At 46.3% G+C, this 18,564-nt stretch carries 18 protein-coding genes and 1 other RNA gene; 10 read left to right on the top strand and 9 right to left on the bottom strand.

Features of this window, described 5'->3' with window-relative positions:
- Window positions 1–20 precede the first annotated feature (20 nt).
- From gcvH to F7R24_RS10665, 6 genes are all read right to left on the bottom strand, one after another.
- Window positions 21–413 carry a glycine cleavage system protein GcvH gene (gene gcvH / locus F7R24_RS10690; protein ID WP_151671255.1) on the bottom strand — a complete coding sequence of 131 codons (393 nt, stop codon included), beginning with the start codon at window positions 411–413 and terminating at the stop codon, window positions 21–23.
- A 15-nt stretch (window positions 414–428) separates the two neighbouring features.
- Window positions 429–1,535: a glycine cleavage system aminomethyltransferase GcvT gene (gene gcvT / locus F7R24_RS10685; protein ID WP_151671254.1), complete on the bottom strand. Its 1,107-nt coding sequence runs from the start codon at window positions 1,533–1,535 to the stop codon at window positions 429–431.
- A 126-nt stretch (window positions 1,536–1,661) separates the two neighbouring features.
- The gene (locus F7R24_RS10680; RefSeq protein WP_151671253.1) at window positions 1,662–2,930 is read right to left on the bottom strand and encodes a UbiH/UbiF/VisC/COQ6 family ubiquinone biosynthesis hydroxylase; all 1,269 of its coding nucleotides are present in this window, start codon (window positions 2,928–2,930) and stop codon (window positions 1,662–1,664) included.
- Between the two features lie 11 nt (window positions 2,931–2,941).
- Window positions 2,942–4,189 carry a 2-octaprenyl-6-methoxyphenyl hydroxylase gene (ubiH, locus tag F7R24_RS10675; protein WP_151671252.1) on the bottom strand — a complete coding sequence of 416 codons (1,248 nt, stop codon included), beginning with the start codon at window positions 4,187–4,189 and terminating at the stop codon, window positions 2,942–2,944.
- 2 nt (window positions 4,190–4,191) lie between these two features.
- The gene (pepP, locus tag F7R24_RS10670) at window positions 4,192–5,511 is read right to left on the bottom strand and encodes a Xaa-Pro aminopeptidase (RefSeq protein ID WP_151671251.1); all 1,320 of its coding nucleotides are present in this window, start codon (window positions 5,509–5,511) and stop codon (window positions 4,192–4,194) included.
- Window positions 5,512–5,587: 76 nt separating this feature from the next.
- Window positions 5,588–6,190, bottom strand: a complete 603-nt coding sequence (locus tag F7R24_RS10665; RefSeq protein WP_151671250.1) for a UPF0149 family protein — start codon at window positions 6,188–6,190, stop codon at window positions 5,588–5,590.
- 141 nt (window positions 6,191–6,331) lie between these two features.
- On the opposite strand from F7R24_RS10665, the gene F7R24_RS10660 reads away from it, so the two are divergent.
- The 4 genes from F7R24_RS10660 (at window position 6,332) to F7R24_RS10645 (ending at window position 7,662) form a co-directional block, all read left to right on the top strand.
- Window positions 6,332–6,541, top strand: a complete 210-nt coding sequence (locus F7R24_RS10660; protein WP_151671249.1) for a TIGR02449 family protein — start codon at window positions 6,332–6,334, stop codon at window positions 6,539–6,541.
- Entirely contained in the window at window positions 6,538–6,837 is a 300-nt protein-coding gene (locus F7R24_RS10655; RefSeq protein ID WP_168926819.1) for a cell division protein ZapA, read from the top strand. Before F7R24_RS10660 ends, F7R24_RS10655 begins: the two co-directional genes overlap by 4 nt.
- Before the next feature lie 29 nt (window positions 6,838–6,866).
- A non-coding RNA gene (ssrS, locus tag F7R24_RS10650) (6S RNA) lies at window positions 6,867–7,046 on the top strand.
- 7 nt (window positions 7,047–7,053) lie between these two features.
- Window positions 7,054–7,662: a 5-formyltetrahydrofolate cyclo-ligase gene (locus F7R24_RS10645; RefSeq protein ID WP_151671247.1), complete on the top strand. Its 609-nt coding sequence runs from the start codon at window positions 7,054–7,056 to the stop codon at window positions 7,660–7,662.
- On the opposite strand, the gene F7R24_RS14925 is transcribed toward F7R24_RS10645, so the two are convergent.
- Complete coding sequence (locus F7R24_RS14925; RefSeq protein WP_276613251.1) at window positions 7,659–7,784, bottom strand: hypothetical protein; 126 nt, start codon at window positions 7,782–7,784, stop codon at window positions 7,659–7,661. The two genes, F7R24_RS10645 and F7R24_RS14925, sit on opposite strands and share 4 nt — an antisense overlap.
- Before the next feature lie 370 nt (window positions 7,785–8,154).
- Here F7R24_RS14925 and F7R24_RS10640 point away from each other — a divergent pair, with 370 nt between their 5' ends.
- A complete protein-coding gene (locus F7R24_RS10640; protein ID WP_151671246.1) occupies window positions 8,155–9,507 on the top strand; it encodes an HDOD domain-containing protein in 1,353 nt (450 codons plus the stop codon).
- A 2-nt stretch (window positions 9,508–9,509) separates the two neighbouring features.
- Here F7R24_RS10640 and F7R24_RS10635 read toward each other — a convergent pair whose 3' ends face one another.
- The gene (locus tag F7R24_RS10635; protein ID WP_151671245.1) at window positions 9,510–10,418 is read right to left on the bottom strand and encodes an AEC family transporter; all 909 of its coding nucleotides are present in this window, start codon (window positions 10,416–10,418) and stop codon (window positions 9,510–9,512) included.
- 147 nt (window positions 10,419–10,565) lie between these two features.
- On the opposite strand from F7R24_RS10635, the gene F7R24_RS10630 reads away from it, so the two are divergent.
- On the top strand, window positions 10,566–12,476 hold the full coding sequence (locus F7R24_RS10630) for a methyl-accepting chemotaxis protein (protein WP_151671244.1): 1,911 nt from the start codon (window positions 10,566–10,568) through the stop codon (window positions 12,474–12,476).
- 100 nt (window positions 12,477–12,576) lie between these two features.
- Here the strand turns inward: F7R24_RS10630 and argH are convergent, their stop codons facing one another.
- On the bottom strand, window positions 12,577–13,968 hold the full coding sequence (gene argH / locus F7R24_RS10625; protein ID WP_151671243.1) for an argininosuccinate lyase: 1,392 nt from the start codon (window positions 13,966–13,968) through the stop codon (window positions 12,577–12,579).
- 185 nt (window positions 13,969–14,153) lie between these two features.
- Here argH and hemC point away from each other — a divergent pair, with 185 nt between their 5' ends.
- The 4 genes from hemC to F7R24_RS10605 are packed head-to-tail and all read left to right on the top strand — an operon-like array spanning window position 14,154 to window position 18,555.
- The gene (hemC, locus tag F7R24_RS10620; protein ID WP_151671242.1) at window positions 14,154–15,089 is read left to right on the top strand and encodes a hydroxymethylbilane synthase; all 936 of its coding nucleotides are present in this window, start codon (window positions 14,154–14,156) and stop codon (window positions 15,087–15,089) included.
- A gap of 1 nt (window position 15,090) precedes the next feature.
- Window positions 15,091–15,930 carry a uroporphyrinogen-III synthase gene (locus tag F7R24_RS10615; protein WP_151671241.1) on the top strand — a complete coding sequence of 280 codons (840 nt, stop codon included), beginning with the start codon at window positions 15,091–15,093 and terminating at the stop codon, window positions 15,928–15,930.
- On the top strand, window positions 15,911–17,293 hold the full coding sequence (locus F7R24_RS10610) for a uroporphyrinogen-III C-methyltransferase (protein WP_168926818.1): 1,383 nt from the start codon (window positions 15,911–15,913) through the stop codon (window positions 17,291–17,293). The genes F7R24_RS10615 and F7R24_RS10610 overlap by 20 nt, the downstream gene beginning before the upstream one ends.
- Window positions 17,290–18,555 (top strand): heme biosynthesis HemY N-terminal domain-containing protein, encoded by a 1,266-nt coding sequence (locus F7R24_RS10605; RefSeq protein ID WP_151671239.1) that lies wholly within the window; start codon window positions 17,290–17,292, stop codon window positions 18,553–18,555. The genes F7R24_RS10610 and F7R24_RS10605 overlap by 4 nt, the downstream gene beginning before the upstream one ends.
- The last annotated feature ends 9 nt before the right edge of the window (window positions 18,556–18,564 follow it).

The following is an 18,564-nucleotide window of genomic DNA, read 5'->3' as shown; positions in this document are numbered from 1 at the left end:
TTCCACTAGTCTGTTAGAGATTAGCTTTCAGATTCACAATGTTCTGCATAACCATCTGCATCGAGAAGGTCTTCTAGTTCATCTGCATCGGTCAAACGAAGGCGAATGAACCAGCCGTCACCATAAGGATCGCTGTTGACCAATTCAGGCGCATCTTCAAGATCTTCGTTCACCGCAACGACTTCACCCGTTAAGGGGGCATAGACATCGGAGGCTGCTTTGACGGATTCAACCACGCCAATATCATCACCGGCAGACACTTTATCACCCACTTCGGGTAACTCAACAAAAACCACGTCACCTAAAAGATCCTGCGCGTGATCAGTAATACCGATGGTTACGGTGCCATCACCTTCATCGCGGATCCACTCGTGACTTGCAACATAGCGGAGTTCGTTTGGAATATTGCTCATGTTTTCCTACCTGTTTCAGGAATAGACTTTTTGACCGTTACGGACAAAAGGCGGTTTCACAACGCGCACTTTGACCCGCTTTCCACGCATTTCAACCTCTGCTTCATCAGCTGTTGCAAAGGGCACTCTTGCTAAAGCTACAGCATAGCCCAGAGTCGGCGAAAAGCCACCACTGGTAATGTAACCTTGATTTTCTTCATCAATCACCACGGTTTGACCATGGCGTAAAACACCTTTACCGGTTTCCATGGCAAGACCGACCAACTTGAATGTAACCCCAGCCGCTTTTTCAGCCTCGAGCGGATCGCGTCCTACAAAGAAACGATCACTGGGTTCCCACGCCACGACCCAGCCCATATTCGATACTAATGGGCTAACCGTTTCATCCATATCCTGTCCGTATAGATTCATACCGGCTTCTAAACGCAAGGTATCTCTGGCACCTAAACCGCAAGGCGCAACACCTGCTTCAGCCAAGGCTTTCCAAAAAGCCTCGGCTTCATCATCCGGTAACATGATTTCAAGACCATCTTCTCCGGTGTAACCGGTGCGAGCGATAAACCAACCTTCAGACTCTTGACCTTGAAAAAGATTGAGTTGATCTATCAGGTTCTGACGAAATGGGCTTAGTACCGATTTTACACGTTCCAGTGCTTCGGGACCTTGAATAGCAATCATTGCAAGGTCTGGTTGTTCTGTTAACGCCACGTCCATTTTGGTGACTTGATCGGACATCCAGCGTAGATCTTTTTCACGGGTAGCGCAGTTGACAACTACACGATACCACTCCCCTGAAACGCCAGGCTCGGTCATCAAATAGACGATTAAATCATCGATCACGCCACCCTGCTCATTCAGCATGGCACTGTATAACGCTTTACCTTTTTGCTTTAGGCGCTCAACATCATTGCAAAGCAAGCGACGCAGGTAGTCACGCGCATCGGGACCCGTGACATCGACGACCGTCATGTGTGATACATCGAACATACCGCTTTGTTGGCGCACGCGGTGGTGCTCTTCTACCTGAGAACCGTAATGGAGTGGCATGTCCCAACCGCCAAAATCAACTATTTTGGCTCCCATGGCGACGTGTTGCGTATAGAGTATTGTTTTATTGCCCATAGGAAATTATCTCTGCATCATTCAGCACGCGTTTTGACGACACACTGCGCCTGAATGCAAAAAAAGGGAAACTAATGTAGCGACAAATGAGGATCAGTTCAATCTTTCTGTTAACACTCTGACTGACTAAACACCTCGCTGAGCAAACTTTGGCAAATCCCCCTTAACCCCCATCGCCATCATGGCCAAATGATTTTTCACCGGCGATAAACGGTTTACGAAGTTCATGCCACTGCTACGGAGTAGCCGAATCGGGGCTGGACGATCCCCAAAGAGCCTGCGGAAAAGCTCCATGGTTGCAGACATACGCAGATTATCGCTGCGTCTTAGACGTTGATAGCGGCGAAGAACCTCTAGACTCCCTAAAGGTAACTGCTGTTCCGATGCATCGATCAGCACTTCAGCCAACGCCGCAACATCTAAAAAGCCCAGATTAACACCTTGACCCGCTAATGGATGGATAGTGTGTGCAGCATCACCCGCTAACGCGACACCCCTTTCAACATAATGATGAGCGTGACGTTGTCGCAGGTTAATGGCATGACGAGGATCCGTGGTCATCACCTGACCCAAGCAAGTATCCGATGCTTGGGTTAATGCTTGGCAGAACGCTTCATCCGATAATGACATCAACTGCTGAGCATGCTCTGGGGACGTTGACCAGACAACGGAGACTTGATGACCCTCAACACCACCCGCTAAGGGTAAAAATGCCAGAGGACCATCTTCGGTAAAACGCTGCCAACACTGCCATTCATGAGGCTTTTCAGTGGTGATGGTGGTGACAAGTGCATGATGACCATAATCCCAAGCCGTAGCAGGAATACCGGCTAATTGACGGGTACGTGACTCAGCGCCATCCGCCCCAATTAATACGAGTGCATAGCATTGCTCTTGATTACTCAGGGAAACCACTCGCCCACCCTGACGATCCGGTGCTGACAAAGCGGTCATCTGCACACCGGTTAATAGCGTAATTTCATCATAGGACTGCATCGCTTGGTAAATAGCTGCCACGGTTACCGAGTTTTCTACGATGTGCCCTAGATATGGTTCATGTAATTCGGCAGCGTTAAAGCTAATTTTGCCTGAACCCATCCCATCCCAAACCTGCATGCCTACATAAGGCGTGACTCGCCATGCCTGCATCGCTTGCCATGCGCCAACACGTTCAAGAACTATTTGAGAAGCGAGCGTCAGTGCGCTAACTCGCGGCTGATAACCGGCGTCAAGCTGAGATGGCAATTCACTTATTAGCATGTCCGGCGATTGATCCTGGGCTTCTAGGACAACGACATTGAGTCCTGCTTGCGCTAGCAGAACCGCGAGGGCACCACCGACCATACCTGCACCGTTAATTACCACATCGGCTTGAAGACAATTTTGCGAAGTCATGTGCAATTCCTTTAAGGATGTTTTAGTGCGGGCGAATCCAGCCCCATGGCAGAACGCGCAAACAATGTTTTGGCCATAGGTGATAGATCCATCGCTTGCAATCCTATCGAACGACCTAGACCGAGTAATGGGTTGGCATTGGAAAAAAGGCGCATGGTTCGGTCGCTAAACATGATGGTACGCTGCTGATCTAATCGACGTTGTTGTTCATAAGCATGCAATCTGGACAGATCGCCAATACTTATGCCCTGTTGACGTGAGACGATGATATTTTCCGCCAAATCAGTCACGCCCCGTAAGGCTAAGTTATAACCCTGTCCAGCAATCGGATGCAGCGCATGAGCGGCATTACCCAACACCACCAAACCGCTGCGCACTTGCTCTTCCGCTAGGGTAAGTTTTAATGGGTAATGATAACGCTGACCTACGCGAGTAAAACGACCCGCTCTATAACCAAAGGTTTGCTGTAACTCAGCCAAAAATTCTGCGTCCGTTAATGAAAGCAAGGCCCCGATTTCTTCATCAGGTAAGGTCCAGACTAAACCACAACGCACTTCACCATTCAGGGTTTCACTGGGTAATAGGGCCATAGGGCCGCGCTCAGTAAAACGTTCGTAGGCGATACCCTGATGCGGTCTATCTACACTGATATTAGCGACCAGTGCATGTTGATAATAAGACTGTTCATTAAAGTGAATACCGAGTGCTTGCCTCAAACCTGAGCGGCCTCCATCAGCTAAAATTACCAATTCCGCAGTGACATCATACTCGGCTTGCTGATGTTCCACTTTGAGCTGAGTCAGTTCAGATGAAGGGGAAACGGCTTTGACTGAAGCAGGACAGATAAGATCCACGCAACCTTGCTTGTCTTGCTGAATGTGATCCAGTAACACCTGCCCAAGCCAATGATTTTCGACCACATAACCAAGCGCGGAAACGCCTTCATCTTTGGCATGAAGGCGTGTAACGCCAAAGCGACCTTTATCTGATACATGAATATGTTCGATGGGAGTTAAATGCTCTTGCAGTCGATCCCATACACCCGTGGCTTGGTAAAAGCTTTTAACACCATAGGCCAGCGCGGTAGATCGAGCGTCATAACTCGGCTGAAAAGGCTGACCTTCTTGCGTGGGAATCGGTTGCTGTTCTATCAGTGCGATAGTTAAAGAGAACTTTTTTGCCACAGGCAATAATGCACACACTAAACTGGCGCCCACCATGCCGCCGCCAATGATGACCAAGTCATAGTGTGATTTCATGATTAAGCTCCGGTTTGCATCAAGGTTTCAATATCTTCGATTGTTTTGGGTACGGCACTGGTTAGTACGTGATGACCTGTTTCAGTAACCAACACGTCATCTTCAATTCTAATACCGATTCCGCGCCAGCATGGATCAACATCCATATTATCTGGTGCAACATATAGACCCGGTTCAATCGTCATCACCATACCGGCTTGCAAGGGGCGCCATTCTCCTTGCTGCTTATAAAGCCCGACATCATGCACATCCATTCCTAGCCAGTGGCCGATTCGATGCATATAAAAGGGCTTGTAGGCTTCTGTCGCGATTAACTCTTCCAAGTCACCCTTGAGTAAACCGAGACTAAGCAATCCTTCCGTTAATAAACGCACCGATAGGTCATGGATTTCACCCCAAGGTACACCGGGCTTCATCGCTTCAATACAAGCTATTTGGGTATCCAAAACCACTTGGTAAAGTGCTTTTTGTGGCTCGGAAAAACGACCATTCACGGGGAAAGTACGGGTAATATCACTGGCATAATTGTCTAGCTCACAACCGGCATCAATAAGCACTAAATCGCCTGATTTTAACTCGGCATTGTTGTCGATGTAGTGAAGAATACAGGCGTTAGCACCGCCACCCACGATGGGTGAATAGGCCTGAAAACGGGCACCAGACATGGCGCAGTAATGCTGAATAAACGATTCCAACTGATACTCATACATACCTGGTTGGCATTTCATCATCGCCGCACTGTGCGCTTCGGCGGATATTTGCGCGGCTCGTTGCATGACAGCGATTTCAGCTTCATCTTTGTACAAACGCATTTCATGCAGCCAGCTATCTAGCATCATGACAATTTGTGGCACCACAGCACCTTGTCGAACCTTCAATCTAAGCGCTTCAAGCCAAGCATTCACCCGAAGGTCAAACGGCGCATCATGTCCTTGGGAATAGCACAACACTGAACGTCCGTTGATTAATGCAGGCATCTGGCTATCTAACTGATCTAATGGAAAAGCTTGATCCATACCCAATGCATTCACACACCCATCAGGACCAGCACGATAACCGGTCCAAATTTCCATGGCAGGGTCCTTGGGTGGGCAAAACATGACGCTTTCCCCTTCAAGGCGCCCTGGCATCAGGACCAGCACGGCATCCGGCTCGTTAAACCCCGTTAAATAGTAAAAATCGCTATCTTGGCGAAAGGCATATTCAGCATCACGGTTACGCGTTTTTAATGATGCGGCAGGTATCAGCGCAATAGAGTTTTGCGGCAGTAACGCTAATAACTCCTGACGACGTTGTTTAAAGTCAGCCTGTGTAATTTTCATGAATATCTCGATCGCTCTTCTCGAATGTTCTTTAAGTGTCTTTAGTCCAAATGAAGATGTCGTCTACATTTGAACTTTAATGCAACTTACTACGTGAATCTTCGCTTTCGGGGTCAACGTTGGGATTGCATTCTGTGAACATAAATAGTGCGGCCATGCGCACATACTCTTGCAACTCTAGCAATCCCGCCTCATCTTCAGCGCTCAATTCCTCTGGGGCACTTGAAACTTGAGCAATTTCTGATAGATCCTGCAACCCTTCTTTAAGCGTTTCAGACATGGAATGATCACCCAAGTACATACCAAAACCGGCCAGAAAACCACTACACCAGCTACTTAAGGCGTCGACTCGCTGACTTATTTCTTGATCATCATCGGGTAACAGAAGGCGAAAACCAAAATCTTCATCTTGAAGCTGAAAAAGTGTCGCTTGATACAACTCAATCAAGGTCACTTTCGTCACTTCATGATCAAGCTGAGTGACGTTCATTAGCTCACAGAGAACACGAAGCAAGGTATCACTATCAAATCGTGCTCCCGCTGAAAGCTGCCCTGTTATTAGCCCATGCAGCTCAGAAGGTGAGAGTGTTAATACCCCTTCACTAATCATCACATCTGCAAGCAGATCAAAATCAGGCAGTTCGATAGGTATCACTAAGGGTGTTTTTTCGGCAGACATCATGTTATCCATTAAGAAATCAATCATTCGTTAACAGGCTATGCTAGCATTTACGCGTAAGGGTATGAATAGCCAGCTGCATTGACGCCTTGTTGCAGGCTGTTAATATAGAAAATTAAAGCGATCAGGAAGCACATCAACATGAGCGAACATCTTTTCAATGCACTGGAACACAAAGTTGATCAGTTGATTAGTCGACTCAATGCACTGGAAGTCGAGAATAAGCGTTTGCGTGAGTCCGAGCATCGTCTTAAGGAAGAGCGCACCCAGCTATTGCAGATTAACGCTCAAACTCAAAGTAAGATAGAAGCAATGATTTCACGGCTGAAGTCCTTGGAGCACGGATCATGACCACAGCGCGAAGCGTTACCGTAAAGCTACTTGATAAAGAATATACCATCAGCTGTCCAGATGGTGCTGAAGCGGAGCTGTTAGCTTCAGCCGATTATTTGAATGAAAAAATGCGTGACATACGTAGCACCGGAAAAATTGTTGGCTTAGAGCGCATAGCGGTGATGGCAGCTCTGAATATGTCGCATGAGTTACTGAAGGCTAAAGAACAAAACCGCTATCATATTGAAACTCAGTTACGGCGCATCGCTCACAAAATTGATGATTCACTCAATCGCATCGACCGAGACGACTGACAAATAAATCTATTCTGTTATAATGAGGGTATCTCCTGGAGTGTTCGAGAGCTGGTTAAGTCCCTCGAGCCTATATCCTTCTAAACGGGGACGAAGTTTAGTGTTGTGTGCATGTCCGCTTGACGGAAAGCCTAATATGTTAGACAACGTTCCCTCTCTGAACCTCACGGTTCAGGGCCAGAATCAGTAAACGGCACTCTGGGGGATCTTCAATTCATGCCATCTGATAGCCATATCAATCTTGATCGTAAACAACTTCGCCGCCACCTAAGATCACAGCGTCGCAACCTATCAGCGTCGACTCAACGTCAGCATGCTCACCAAGTCTGTAAACATCTAAGCCAACAGTTATTATTTCGACGAGCGAAGCATATTGCGCTGTATCTACCAAATGACGGCGAGATCAGTGCTGAGCCCTTGATACAACTCTGCTGGAAACTAAAGAAAACAGTTTATTTACCGGTTTTGCACCCAATTCTACATAACTGTTTATGGTTCATTCCTTACACACCCCAGTCTAGAATGCGTTTAAATAGCTATAAGATTAAAGAACCAAGGATTGAAAATGGTCCTATGAGGCCAGCGTGGGCATTAGATTTGGTTTGTTTACCACTGGTCGCTTTTGATCAAAACGGGGGAAGACTGGGAATGGGTGGTGGCTATTATGATCGTACTTTTGGCTTCAAGTGTAACGAAAAAGGCTTGCGCGGACCACATCTCATCGGACTTGCACACGAACTGCAACAAGTCGATCAATTACCTATCGAGGAGTGGGATGTTCCGTTAGCGGGAGTTGCCACAGAACAACACCTTCATCTTTTTTAACTATTAAATACCTGTTGAACCACGGATGCTATCTCTGGAGCGCTTTGAGATACACCTGTCATCACCGTACCAACGACAAACACTATCACTAAAATCAAAAGTAGATCTGGGCTCCGTTTCATTGCGACATCTCATCTGCTTTTTATACTAATAGTTTGAATTATCTGTAATAACTACAGAACGACTAAATCAAGGGCGCTACAGGGGAGGTTCAAACATTCGTTTGCCCTAATGACCCTATAGGCTATAGTGTTTCATATTTCTGAATTATTGCAAGTGCGTTAACCATTTTTTTCATTTGATGGCAGCACTTTATTTGCAACTCTTAAGAGCATTACTCAAGCCTAAAGAATAGTGAATTGATTTATAACAATATATTGTTGATTGACATAAATCCTGCTAATGGAGGCTACTGAAGTAAAATATCGCTTTTTTTAAAAACGTTTTATACTCACCCAAGTGTAAGTAACCTCTTTTAGCGAAGGACCTGTTATGCTGAAGCCATGGAAACGTAACCCAAACAATGCAAGCACCATAAGCTCCACTGAAACAAGTTCGAGCAATAGCTCAAGTATTCTAACGAGTCTTTTCAGTGAACTTGATGGCAACCTGATTCAGCAAATCAACTCACAGTTAAAACCCAAAGCGTTAGAAAGCGGTGAGGTACTGTTCTTTGCCGACTCTCCTGTGGATGCACTTTTTTTCGTCACCAAAGGCAGCCTGACGTCTGAACAAGACCGGCAAGTCTTCTCAGTTGGAGACTGGATAACCGATGTAGCCTTTTATTCAGGTGACACTCATCAGCTGACCATCCAGGCAAACGAACCAACTGCGCTTCTGAGTTTGAGCCTTACCAAATACGATCTATTACCCAGTGAGCTTCAGCTTTATCTTAAAAAAGGGTTATTTAAACAACTGAAAAAGCGCTATGAAGGCAGCTTTCGATCAACCCAGCAGATCTCTCAGCAAAATCGCCAATTGAAAGAAGCACTTTTCAGAGCCAACACCCAGCATCAGGGTGAATTTGTAAGCTCCGCGACTGCCCAGCAAGTACTGGCTAAAGTGCCTCGACTACCCGTTTCGTCCATGCAGCTATTAACAAAGCTTTTAGATCCTAATAGTAGCCATAACGAAGTGGTTGAACTGATACGTCAAGATCCTTCCCTGACTAGCACTCTGTTAAAATCAATTAATTCTGCAAGTTACGGGTTAGAGAATAAAATTTCTGATATTCAGCACGCCATATCCTTGCTTGGTATAGATAGCGTTTATCAAATAGTTATTTCAGAAAGTATGCGCAGCAGCCTGCCTGACACTGAGTTTTTCCGAACCAACCATAATTTATCGCTAGAAATCTCTCACTTGGCATTTGTGATTGCTCAAGTTTCGCAACAGGGCAAGTCGGCTGAACTAGCAACCTTAGGTCTCATGAGCCAAATTGGTGAAGTCGTTGTAGAGCTTCTGAAAAACCAAAGTCCAAAGTTAGCAAGTTTATTTGGTCAAGTGGATGCTGCCTCGATGGGCTCAGCGCTACTGAAATCCTGGTCGCTTCCAAGTAGCATTCATGAACCTCTGGGATATAAAGGTTATCCTACGTTTGCTGATCCAGACCGCTTGCCCGAAACGGTGAGGAAGTCTGTGGCTATCCTATACATTGCTAGCATTGTCCGATCAATACTGCACAAAGAGGAGATCTCAGCAAAAAGCCTGTACTTAAACGAATACCTTCAACTGCTGAATCTAAACAGCCAACCCCTAGAAGACACGCTGAAAGAGAAAATCATTCCAGCATTGAGACGTCGGAAACTAGGTTTACCGTTGAGCCTACGCGGGCTAATTGAATAACCTTAAGGTAACAATGCCAGCCAGATAGGAATGGTTAACATAGACATTAAGGTTTGCGCGGTGATGATAGAAGCCATTAAAGGCGCATCACCGCCTAACTGCCTCGCTAAAATATAGGCTGAGGTTGCGGTCGGAATGGTGGAAAAAATAATTAACGTTGCTGCGGCTAATTGAGACAAACCTAAACTCCATGCTATCAGCCATGCCAATAGCGGGAAGAGTACTAGTTTGATCAGCATCGAATAGAACATCCCTTTACCTGAACGACGTAGCGCAGATAAATTCAACGCTGCTCCAACAGCCAGCAGCCCTAAGGGCAATGCCATTTGCGCTAACAAGGCAAAGAAAGGCAGCATTAATTCAGGTAAACCACCGCCTAAATTGATTAAAACACCGGCAATAGATCCTAAAATTAAAGGATTGGTCACTAAGGTTTTTAGTACACCTAAGAATGACGGTTGACGGTCTGAATGTTTCGCAAAAACCAGCACACACATTAAATTCAACACTGGAATCATCACGGCTGCGACAACAGCCGCTAAGGCTAATCCTGCTGGACCAAGCTGTGCTGAGGTCACGGCTAAAGCAACGAAGGTATTGAATCGGGTACTTCCCTGAAAAAAAGAAGTAAACGTTGGATTATCCAGTTGGATAAATCGTTGCACCCAATAACACGCCACACCTCCTAAAGATAAAAGCAGCAATACTGCCAACATGAGTGTAATTGATTCTTGTCCAGACAAACTGGCTTGACTCAAACTATGAATCAGTAGCGCAGGAAATAGAAAGTAATAGGTTAGCTTTTCTGCAGGCGCCCAAAACTCATCAGCAGGAAAGCGAAAGCGACGCATAATTGCACCACTAACCAATAACGCAAACACAGGCCAAAGGACTGCAAACACAGCTAACATAGTCGTTTCTCTTTAGTGTGTTTAGTTCTTTCAAACAGAACTAAAAGACAAGTTTGATATACTTACAAAATGTGCTTGAATTAGTAATAGCTTACTTATCAATACAGGCCGCAAAGACTGCGGTTTCCAGATCAAGGAACCATCCTCATGCTCAGAAATATCCGAATTTCTGTTCGACTGGTACTAGGTATCGCAATAATGCTGATCTTAGTCATCGCAATCATCATTCCAACCACTTTATCTATTCTCGGCAATATCACACAACGAGCCGAAACTCGTCAACTTGAAGATCTTCACAAGGCGTTGCTTTCATCTATTGAAGAAACATCAGATCAGGCCTTACGAATCACTACTGCCTCTATCGCTGCCACTGGCATCATTGAGGCTTTTGCGAACCAAGATCGTGATCGTTTAACTGAACTCACCTTGCCCATTTACGATATCCTCAAAGCGGAATACAACATTCAACAATTTCAATTCCATTTACCCCCAGCAACGTCTTTCTTGCGCTTACATCAACTCAGTCGATTTGATGATGACTTAAGCAGCTTTCGACAAACAGTTGTACAAGCTAATCTACAAAAACAACCTCAAAGCGGCTTAGAGTCAGGTGTGGCCGGCATTGGGCTTCGTGGCGTGATCCCTGTCTATTATCAACAAAGACATATCGGATCTGCTGAAGTAGGCTTATCTTTCGGTCAGGACTTTTTTGACAAGTTTACCCAGCGTTTTGATGCAAGGGCTGCCTTACATATTCCATCAGACGGAGGCTTCAGTACTTTTGCATCGACATTAGGCTTTGATTCGCAAATCAATCCAGCCGATTTATCTCGAATCCAGCAAGGTGATATTTACCAAAACACACTGCAGATAGCTGATGAAAACAGGGCTGTTTTAGCGCGTCCCATTTTGGATTTCGCAGGCAATCCTATCGGCGTACTCGAACTTCATATTGACCGCTCAGAGTATGCTCAAAGCTACCAACAAGCCTTGTTTAGAGTATTGGCAATTGGTGCCTTTTCGTTAGTGTTGAGTCTACTTCTTGCCCTTGCACTGGCACGAAGTATCATTCAGCCGTTAACTCAAACCACTCAAAGCTTACGCAATATTGCAGCAGGTGATGGCGATTTAACCGCACGACTTGAGGCAAAAGGACAGGATGAACTCACCGAGCTTGCTAATTCATTTAACCAATTTGCTGAGCATATTCAAAATATCATTAAACAAGTCGGTGCCGCCACCGTACAATTGGCAGCAGCGGCAGAACAACTTTCAGCAGCCAGTACCGAAACGTCTAATCAAGCACAGCGCGTGCAGGCAGAAACCTTACAAGTGGCCACTGCGATGAATGAAATGACGGCTACTGTTGCTGAAGTCGCCGATAACGCCGATCAAACATCCTTTAGTGCGGGATCTGCGAACACGCTAGCTCAAGGCGGTAAACAAAAACTCGCGACAACACAAAAAACCATCACAGAATTGGCATCCGAACTGGCTTCTGCAGCTCAGACCATCAATCACTTATCCGACCACAGCCAAGCAATTACTCGTATTCTGGATGTGATTAGAGATATCTCTGAACAAACTAACCTTCTTGCGCTTAATGCCGCCATCGAAGCGGCCAGAGCTGGCGAACAAGGCAGAGGATTTGCGGTGGTAGCAGATGAAGTCCGAACCCTAGCTGGCCGAACTCAAACTGCTACCGTTGATATTCAACAGATGATTCTTCGCTTACAGGAAGGCGCTGAAAATGCGGTAACTTCAATGACACAAAGTAACAGCAAAGTGATCTCGAGTGTTGATAGTACTGAAGAGGCCGACATCGCGCTGAATCAAATCGTCGAGGCGATTGAAACGATCAATAACATGAATGTGCAAATAGCAGAGGCTGCAAGACAACAGTCACAAGTGGCTGACGAAATAAATCATAATATCAGCTTGATTACCGATGCTGCTGAAATGACTTCTAGTAGCACATCACAAGTCCATATTGCTGCCGATGAATTGGCTAGACTGGCAAATGATTTACAAAATCAGATTAAGCACTTTAAGGTCTAACGAAAGTAAGAAAGAAAGGCGCGAGAATAGCCCGTGCCTTTCTTTCTCTTATAGCCAATTAAGTTGTTATAGAATTAACCTTGGTTTTTTCGAAATCGTCTTAGCGACTTGATAATAACTGACGACCTACCTCAACTGCTTTACGCACCTGATTAGGAGCCGTACCGCCAATATGGTCACGTGCTGAAACCGAACCTTCCAGTGTCAGCACGTCAAAGACATCCGCGTCAATGACTTCAGAGAACTGACGCAGCTCTTCTAGCGCCATTTGCCCAAGATCCTTACCTGTCTTGATACCATAAGCCACTGACAGACCCACTATTTCATGTGCGTCACGGAAAGCAACGCCCTTACGCACCAAGTAGTCAGCTAAATCTGTGGCCGTCGAGAAACCACGAATAGCCGCTTCACGCATCACTTCTTTCTTCGCTTCAAGTGCTGGAACCATATCTGCAAAGGCACGCAGGCAACCTTTCACCGTATCAACCGTATCAAACAGAGGCTCTTTATCCTCTTGGTTATCTTTGTTGTAAGCCAGTGGCTGTGATTTCATCAAGGTTAACAGTGAAAAGAGATGACCATAGACACGTCCACTTTTACCACGCACTAACTCTGGCACGTCTGGATTCTTTTTCTGCGGCATAATCGATGAGCCGGTGCAGAAACGATCCGGTAAATTGACAAAATTAAATTGCGCAGAAGCCCATAGCACTAACTCTTCTGACATACGCGTCATGTGCATCAACAACAGACTGGAGGCCGCACAAAATTCAATGGCGAAATCACGATCTGATACCGCATCCAAAGAGTTGCCTGCAGGGGCAGAAAATTGTAGAAGCTCAGCCGTATAGTGTCGGTCGATGGGATAGGTCGTACCCGCCAGTGCTGCAGCACCTAGCGGCATGATGTTAATGCGCTTACGACAATCCACGAAACGCTCGTAATCGCGACTTAGCATTTCGAACCACGCCATCAAATGATGACCAAACGTTACGGGTTGTGCCGTTTGCAAATGCGTAAAGCCAGGCATCACCGTATCGGCTTCACGCTCAGCTAGATCTAACAGACCCTGTTGTAATCGAGAAATTTCATCCAAGATAAGATCCGTTTCGTCACGCAAATATAAACGAATATCGGTAGCCACTTGATCATTACGCGAGCGGCCAGTGTGTAACTTCTTACCAGTGATGCCAATTCTTTGTGTCAGAGCCGCTTCAATGTTCATGTGCACATCTTCAAGCGCCACAGACCATTCAAACTCGCCGCGCTCGATCTGCACACGAATTTCACCTAACCCACGGATAATGTCATCGCATTCAGCTTGAGTCAGCACGCCTACTTTTGCCAGCATACGCGCATGCGCAACAGACCCTTGAATATCTTGCTTGTACAAGCGCTTATCAAAATCCACAGATGCGGTAAAACGAGCGACAAAGGCATCGGTTGGCTCAGAAAAACGTCCGCCCCACTGTTGATTGGTCTTATTGCTCATACGGAGACTCCCTAGAAAACTGCGCTAATAGAACTGCTAAAAAAAAGCTATAAAAACTGGCATGCTAAAAATTCGAGTCATTATAACAACATCAAAGCAACATTGCCGTGCAGATTATTGTCACTGACTTTAATCTGCTACAATTTGTGACTGAATTTATCCAGATAGATCTACAGGACTCCAGAATGAGCAGAACGATCCGTATCGCAACACGTCGCAGCCTACTTGCACTCTGGCAGGCTGAGTATGTAAAAGCCGAATTGGAAGCGCACCACCCAGGCATAAATGTTGAACTGCTAACCATGGTGACCCAAGGCGATAAGATACTGGATACCCCCTTGGCTAAGATTGGTGGTAAAGGCTTGTTTGTGAAAGAGCTAGAAACTGCCATGCTGGAAAACCGTGCCGACATTGCTGTCCATTCTATGAAAGATGTACCGATGGAATTTCCAGAAGGGTTAGGCTTAGCCGTGATCTGCCCGCGAGAAAACCCAACAGATGCGTTTGTCAGTAATCACTACAACTCACTGGACGAACTACCTGAAGGTGCACATGTCGGAACCTCTTCACTGCGTCGTGAAGTTCAGATAAGAGAACGTCGTCCCGATCTGAAAGTCAGCAGCCTACGAGGCAATGTGCAAACGCGTCTTGGAAAACTGGATGCCGGTGAGTTTGATGCCATTATTCTAGCCACAGCCGGTTTGCTGCGCTTGAAATTGAATGAACGCATCCGTCGTGAAATTCCTGCTGAAGAATGCTTGCCTGCAGGGGGTCAAGGTGCTGTGGGTATTGAGTGCCGCAGCGATGACGCTGAGTTAATCAATTTACTGCAACCGCTTCATCATGCTGATACAGCTAAACGCGTGCTTGCAGAGCGAGCGATGAATCGACGCCTTGAAGGTGGCTGCCAGGTGCCTATCGGTTGTTACGCCTTGCTTCAACCTAATGATCAACTTTGGTTACGCGGTCTAGTTGGCTTACCCGATGGCAGCCAAGTGTTACGGGATGAGATCACAGGAGCTGCCAGCGATGCCGAAGCCCTTGGTATCACGCTAGCCGAGAAACTCCTTGATGCCGGAGCAGACAAAATCTTGAAACAGGTTTATACCGAGCGCGGCTGAAATGAGTAGTGATAACATCACTGAGTCACTTCCTCTTCAGCACCAGAGAGTGTTAGTGACAAGGCCTGCTTCGCAAAACCAAAAATGTTGCGACCTAGTCAACTCTCTGGGAGGAGAAGCCATCTCCTTCCCTTTAATTGAAATAACCCCTGTTAGCGAATCTGATCAGCATTATGATGCACTCAAATGCTGTATTCTCGATCTAGACCTATACCAGAAAGTGATCTTTGTTAGCCCTAATGCGGCAAAGATAGGGTTCGACTGGATTGATACCTTTTGGCCACAGTTACCTCTCGGTATCGAATGGATTGGCATTGGCCAACAAACCGTCGAGCAACTGGATTCATTAGGCTTTCAAGCCTGGTGCTGCCCGGATGGGTATGACTCGGAAGCGTTGTTAGCGCATCCTTCTATGCAATCCGTTAATGATCAACGTATTTTGATCATCCGAGGCAATGGTGGGCGCGACCTGATGCGTGATACCTTTGTCGCTCGTGGAGCAAAAGTTGACTATTGTACGGTTTACTATCGCAGCCTGCCCAGTTATTCTGAGGAAAGTATTCAGCTCAAGCTTTTAGATAGATTACCGTCAGCCTTGCTGATCACCAGTGGTGAAGGACTGACTAACCTGCAGACGATACTTTTTGCAGTTTCGGCACACCGGTTTCAGCCTTTGTATAGCACGCTGTTAGTTGTACCGAGCGAGCGCATAGCGAAGCTTGCGCGTGAATTGGGATTTCAGCGAGTCACAGTTGCAACAGGACCGGATGATAAATCAATGGTCCGGGCCATTCTCCCGGAAAAGAATTGGAACAGCTGGCATGAAAAACAAATCGGATAACAACGACCAGAAGCATCATACTGACAGCACAGAAACAAACGCTACTTCGCAAGATAACTCGACAAAGTCTGAAGAGAATACCTCTATGGACAAGACGAGTGTTGAAGACACTACCCCGGTTAAAACAGAAACCAACCCAACTGATGAAACCAGCACTGAAAATACAGTGAAATCAGAAGATCCCATACCCTACACTGCGCCTCCAAAACAAGAAGCTACATCAGAAGCGCCGAAACAGGATGTACCTAAACCATCTTCTTCTGAACAGCAGTCATCTACCAATGGAAATACGCTTAGCAAAGATGACATTCCTTCCGGCTGGCCGGGCAAAACTGCATTAGTGCTTGCACTCGCTGCGCTGGGCTTATCTGGCTATCTGTTTTTACAACAGCAGGAGATGCATAGCCAAACTGTAACACTGGGTGCAGAAGTTGAAACTCGTTTAGCCAATAATGCATCAGAAGTAGCTCGAACAGTTGCCACCGTGAGTGAACAAGCCGCTAGCGTCAACCAGCAACTCGGTCAACTGCAAGAACAAACCGCAGCAGGTCAACGGAATATAGATAGCTTGCAACAGCGCCTGACACAAAGCATCCAACAAGTGCAGGCACAGCAAACCATCTCAGAAACGGACTGGCTACTCGCTGAAGCAGAATACCTACTTCGTCTAGCCAACCAACGTATTTTGATGGAACAAAATGCATCTGGGGCGTTAGCGTTACTTAGAGCGGCGGATGAAGTCTTAGTTAAAGCAGATGACGTTGCTCTTTATCAGGTTAGAGAAGCCTTAGCTCGCGATATATCAAGTCTAGAATCAATTCCACGCATCGATACCGAAGGTGTGTTTTTACGACTCAGCGCACTGAGCTCTCAGGTTCCTAACCTCAGAATGGTTCCTATTACCGACCGTCATCAACTGCCAAACATCATCGATGAAATGACACCTGAAGCAGTCCGTGAAACCTGGGGGGCAGGTGCGCGTGACGCCTTTGCCAATGCGATGCAGAAATTTGAACAACTGGTTGTCATTCAACATCGCGATGAACCGATTCAACCCTTACTGTCTCCAGAGCAAAACTACTACCTGCAACAAAATCTTCATTTAATGTTTGAACAAGCTCAGCATGCACTGCTACAGCGTCGTCAAGCAGCCTTTGATGAAAGTCTTGCTAAAGCAGGTCGTTGGATTCAGGACTATTTTGAAGCAAATGATGGCACGACCATCGCCTTATTAGAAGGTATTGAGTCGCTAAAGCAAGTACAAGTATCTGTTGAAGTACCCGCAATTAATGGTTCTTTAAGCGCACTTCAGCAACATATCAACGAGCTACGCCGTCTCAAACGTGAAGGAGGCCAAGGATGAAACGCATCTTTCTACTTCTTCTTATTGCATTAGTGCTAGGCGCATGGGCCGGCCAGATGATGATGACCGATTCAGGCTATGTATTAATGGCGTACAATCAAACTACGGTAGAAACCACCCTTTGGGTATTCTTAGTAGGGATTGCGCTAGCCTTCATGATTTTTCATGTGGTTTTTAATTTGCTATTTAACCTGAATCTACCCACGGGTAAATGGCGCCTCTGGCGCTCTGCAAGTAGAAAACGTAACGCACGTAAGAAAACACTTCAGGGGCTATTGGCTCTGTCAGAGGGACAATGGCAAAAGGCTCAAAATGCCTTAACACGATCAGCAGAAGACGCTGATATCCCTCTCGTCAACTATATAGCTGCGGCTAAAGCAGCCCATGAGAATGGTGATGCTGGCTCTGCAGATGAGATGCTAAAAAAAGCCTTGGAAGCCTCTCCAGACGCCTCTCTCGCTATCAGCATCACTCAAGCACAAATCCAGGTTTCTCGTGGACAGTTGGAAGCTGCGCTAGCTAATTTATTGAAACTAAGACGCAAGCAACCGAAGAATAAGCAGATACTGGCTTTATTAGCAGATGTTTGCAGTCAACTTCATGATTGGCAGGGTGTTGCTGATATACTGCCAGCACTTCGTCAATATGAAGCCTTGCCTGCGAAACAACTAGAAAACTTAGAACGTACCACACTGCTCGCTCTGCTGAAAAAACAGCGCACGCCTGCAGCGGGAAAAACCCCAGAGCCTGATCATCAAGTCCGTCATCTTCAAAGTGTTTGGGTCACCATGCCTAAAACCGCTGCGAACTATGATGAAGTGGTCGCTGAGTATGTATCTCAACTGATCGATGCAAAAGGTGATAAGCCAGCAGAAGAATTGTTAAAGCAGCGATTAGAGCAAAAGTGGAGCGAACAGCTCATTCCTCTTTATGGTCTGTTGCAAACCGCAAAGCCACGCAAGCTGTATCAGCAAGCTCAACAATGGCTAGCCAAACACGAACAAAGTGCGGGCCTACAGTTAGCGCTGGCTCGTTTAGCCTGTCAGTGCGAGTTATGGACGGAAGCAGTTGCTTTCTATGAGGCTAGCTTAGCGATTAACCCTGATTTAGAGGTCTGCGCCGAACTTGCAAGACTGCTACATCAACTGGATCAACCTGAAAAAGCGGCCTTAGTGATGAATCAAGCTTTTAACGAAGTCAGCAGTCACTTACCTAATCTACCAACCCCTAAGCCTGCGTTAGCAGCAACTTCGGTAAAGTAGAAACTTCTG

The organism is Nitrincola schmidtii, assembly GCF_008973715.1.
Classification (GTDB): domain Bacteria; phylum Pseudomonadota; class Gammaproteobacteria; order Pseudomonadales; family Balneatricaceae; genus Nitrincola; species Nitrincola schmidtii.
This window is presented reverse-complemented; position numbering and strand designations above follow the sequence as displayed.